Origin of the sequence: Meiothermus hypogaeus (assembly GCF_003574035.1) — a bacterium.
Classification (GTDB): domain Bacteria; phylum Deinococcota; class Deinococci; order Deinococcales; family Thermaceae; genus Meiothermus; species Meiothermus hypogaeus.
Genome location: NZ_QWKY01000141.1, coordinates 1 through 3624, shown reverse-complemented (window position 1 = coordinate 3624; position 3624 = coordinate 1). Strand labels below are relative to the sequence as shown.

The 3624-nt window shown below is 57.9% G+C and carries 5 protein-coding genes; 3 read left to right on the top strand and 2 right to left on the bottom strand.

Features of this window, described 5'->3' with window-relative positions; all coding sequences use genetic code 11:
• Positions 1-11 precede the first annotated feature (11 nt).
• The gene (locus Mhypo_RS17375) at positions 12-590 is read left to right on the top strand and encodes a Maf family protein (protein ID WP_119342487.1); all 579 of its coding nucleotides are present in this window, start codon (positions 12-14) and stop codon (positions 588-590) included.
• A 399-nt stretch (positions 591-989) separates the two neighbouring features.
• On the opposite strand, the gene Mhypo_RS17370 is transcribed toward Mhypo_RS17375, so the two are convergent.
• The gene (locus Mhypo_RS17370; RefSeq protein ID WP_240637350.1) at positions 990-1598 is read right to left on the bottom strand and encodes a helix-turn-helix transcriptional regulator; all 609 of its coding nucleotides are present in this window, start codon (positions 1596-1598) and stop codon (positions 990-992) included.
• A gap of 19 nt (positions 1599-1617) precedes the next feature.
• Positions 1618-2667 (bottom strand): Mrp/NBP35 family ATP-binding protein, encoded by a 1050-nt coding sequence (locus tag Mhypo_RS17365; RefSeq protein ID WP_119342485.1) that lies wholly within the window; start codon positions 2665-2667, stop codon positions 1618-1620.
• A 209-nt stretch (positions 2668-2876) separates the two neighbouring features.
• On the opposite strand from Mhypo_RS17365, the gene Mhypo_RS17360 reads away from it, so the two are divergent.
• Together Mhypo_RS17360 and Mhypo_RS17985 are read left to right on the top strand one after the other, a co-directional pair.
• The gene (locus Mhypo_RS17360; protein ID WP_170148351.1) at positions 2877-3302 is read left to right on the top strand and encodes an ester cyclase; all 426 of its coding nucleotides are present in this window, start codon (positions 2877-2879) and stop codon (positions 3300-3302) included.
• The gene (locus Mhypo_RS17985; protein ID WP_147371374.1) at positions 3295-3585 is read left to right on the top strand and encodes a hypothetical protein; all 291 of its coding nucleotides are present in this window, start codon (positions 3295-3297) and stop codon (positions 3583-3585) included. The genes Mhypo_RS17360 and Mhypo_RS17985 overlap by 8 nt, the downstream gene beginning before the upstream one ends.
• The last annotated feature ends 39 nt before the right edge of the window (positions 3586-3624 follow it).

Below are 3624 nucleotides of genomic sequence, written 5' to 3'. Positions count from 1 at the left end.
CCCAAGCTCCCATGACTTCCCTCCCCACCCTGATTCTGGCCTCGCAGAGCCCCCGCCGGGCTGAGTTACTGAAGCGCCTTTCACTGCCCTTTGAGGTACGCCCTGCCGACATAGATGAGGAGTCTTTAGGGCACCTCGAGCCCGCTCCCATGGCCGAAGCCCTGGCCGCCAAAAAAGCCCAGACCATCTGGCAGCCGGGGCAGTGGGTCCTGGCTGCCGATACCGTGGTGGCGCTAGATACCGAGGTTCTGGGCAAACCGCGAAACCCTGAGGAAAACAAGGCCTTCTTGCGTCGGCTTTCAGGCCGCATCCATACGGTCTATACCGGCTTTGCCATCCAGCAGCCCGAGGGGCACCTGCACAGCGAAGTGGTCGAAGCAAAGGTTGCCTTTCGGGATTTGCAAGAGTGGGAGCTCGAGTGGTATGCCAGTAGCGGCGAAGGGCTGGACAAAGCCGGAGGGTACGGGGCACAAGGTTTGGGAATGGTGCTTATCGAGCGCATCGAGGGCGATTTTTACACCGTGATGGGACTGCCGGTGAGCCGGGTCTGGCAACGGCTATACGAACTGGGCTACTTTGGCCAAAGCTAGGCCTTTTTTGCCAATATTGCACAAAGTCCGTGAGGTGCGCGATAAATGGGGTAAGCGCGGGGGTGAAACTTCTGTGAACTGCGCGATACAATACCAGATTCGGTTGATTCGTTACCGTTCGGTGAAGAATCAAGAGGGCCGAAGTTGTCCGCGTAGCGGAGGGCGATACCGCCCCTTGGAAGCAAGACGCTTTCTTCGCCGACCGTTCGGGAGGGGTGTGCTCTAGGATTCAAAAAGACAGCCTCTGGGGTTTTTGCTTTTGTAAACGGTCTTTTTGAATCCGGTATAAAGGTGCATTGGCAGGGCGATTAAGGACCAACCTTGTTTTCGAAATATAACGCCCATCCAGGACTCGCCGTTTTGGAAGGTAAAGGTACAATGCTGGGTTTTTTGCGATGTTTAACCTTCAATACCAGTTGAATCTATGCGGTAGCGGCAGCGGTTGCCTCCGGCCGCGATGCGTTCCTCGCGTGTTACCGAAACGCCCAGCAGTTTTTTGTACATTTCCAGTTCGGCGTGGCAGAATTCGCTGTGCTCCATGGAAAGGGCCAGCTTGGGGCAGCGACCCTGCTCCAGATACCAGGCCCCATTTTCGAAGTAAAAACTGGCCTGGTAGCCCTGCTCGGTGAGAAATTCACTCAAGCGATAGATTCTTTGCTCGAGGGTCAGACCTTCCATGTGGGGGGCGAGTTCCTCGAGCAGCTTGTTGTTGCGCCGGGTCAGAACTTCCAGCACCAGCCCTTCGCCAAAAAGCTCCTTGAGGTGGGTGAGCACATCGGCGCAGACGCGGGCGTAAGAGGCCTGCTCGTCAACAGCCTGGTAAACCTGCTTGGGGCGGCCCCGGCTCTCGTTTTTCTCCAGACGGGCCCGCACCAAACCCTCGCGCTCGAGGTCTTCCAGGTGGCGGTGCACCGCTACTTTGGAGATGCCCAGCGACTCGGCCAGCGAGCCTGCACAGCTCGAGCGCGAGCGCAGGGTCTCGAGGATGCGCAACTTGGTCTCACCCATTCCCACAGCCATAACACCCCTAGGCCATCGGTAGCAGCAGGTAAGACTGCACCGACAACTGTCCTGCCAGATTGCGCGCGGCCTGGCGGAAGGCCTCAGCCTCGGGCGACTGCGGGGCACCTACAATCACCGGCACGCCGCTATCGCCCCCCTCGCGTACCGAAAGCGCGATGGGAATCTCACCCAGGAAAGCGGTCTTATATTGTTCGGCCATCTGCCGGCCCCCGCCCTGTCCAAAGATGTGGGTCTTGTGGCCGTTCTGTTCGAAATAGGACATATTCTCAATCACACCCAGGATATTGACCTGTACCCGCTTGAACATGTCCAGCGCCCGCTCAGCATCAATCCGGGCCACGTCCTGCGGGGTTGTCACAATCACCCCCCCCGAAAGCCGGGTGAGCTGGGACAAGGAGAGTTGCACATCTCCCGTACCAGGCGGCAGGTCAATGATCAGATAATCGAGGTCACCCCAGGCGACTTCCTGAAGGAATTGTTTAATCGTGCCGTGCAAAATGGGGCCGCGCCAGACCATGGCCTGTCCCGGTGGGACGATATTGGCAATACTAATTAGCTTGATTCCGTAGCGCTCGAGAGGCACCATGCGCTTTTGCTCATCTACCCGGAGCTTCTCTCCCTGGGTGCCAAACATCTGGGCCTGGCTGGGGCCGTAGATATCGGCATCCAGCAAACCCACACGGGCGCCCTCCTGGGCCAGCGCGATGGCCAGGTTGGCGGCAACGGTGCTCTTGCCCACCCCCCCCTTGCCCGAAGCGATAGCCACAATGTGCTTGATCCCAGGCAGGGGCAGGTTTTGCGGGGCACGCACCTGGGCGCCAAAGTGCACTTCGATCTCGGTAGCACCAATCTTGCCGATGGCCGAACGCACATCCCCCTCAATCTGCTCCTTGAGTGGGCAGGCCGGGGTGGTCAGGTTAATCTTGACTGCGACCCTGGTTCCTTCCACCACAATTTTCTCGACCATTCCCAGCGACACCAGATCTTTGTGTAACTCGGGATCGTTGACGGTCTTCAGGGCTTCCAGTACCAGGGCTTCGGTGAGCACACTCATCTCGTATTCAGATTATGCCTGGAAATGCTCTGACGAACGAGGTTAGCGTCACATTACCACAGACCCAAAACACAATTTGTCAATCCATCCAACGGTGGATGCGCGGTCTCATCACCTTTTGTGCTTCGCCATTAGCCCCAAGGCACGCTCCTACTTTTGACGTTTTTTTCACACCAGCTTTTGCACACTGGCGCGCAGGAGGTTCGGTAGTGTCCGAGGTCAACAAAAGCATTGTGCGACGTTTTGTGGATGAGGTGGTGAACCGGGGCAACCTGGGCGCTGTAGACGAATTGCTTTCTCCCAACTACCTCGACCACGACGCGCTGATTCCGGGTTTGCCCGGTGGGCGTGAGGGTGCCAAGCGTTTATATGCGCTGCTACACGCAGGCTTTCCCGACCTCGAGGTCACCATCGAAGATTTCGTGGCCGAGGGCGATCGGGTCGCCCTGCGCAGTATCTGGCGCGGCACCCATCGGGGGGAGTTTGGCGGCATCGCACCCACCGGACACCAGATAGCTTTTGAAAACCTCGAGCTGCTGCGCCTCCAGAAAGGTCAGATTGTCGAGCACTGGAGCATCGTGAACAACCACAACCTGCTGAGCCAACTGCAAAACAGAGGAGCTAGCCATGAGTGAACCTATGGATCGGCGCAAGACTCTGCAAGCGATCGCAGCCAGTTCGATTGGACTGGCTATGGGTACACAGCCCGCGATAGCCCAACAAAAACCTGCCCCCGTTCGGATTACCACCCTCCAGGGGGTGCTGGCGAAGGAATGGGACACCCTGGAATACACCTATGAAGGCGCGCCAGCCCTGCTGCTGCGGATTCCTAGAATCTACAAACCACCTTACCCAAATCAGGCACTGCAGTTATGTTTAGAGCATGAACCGCCGTGCTTACCCATCGGACGTCCGTGATGAGGAATGGGCTCTGGTGCTGCCCTATTTGACCCTCGC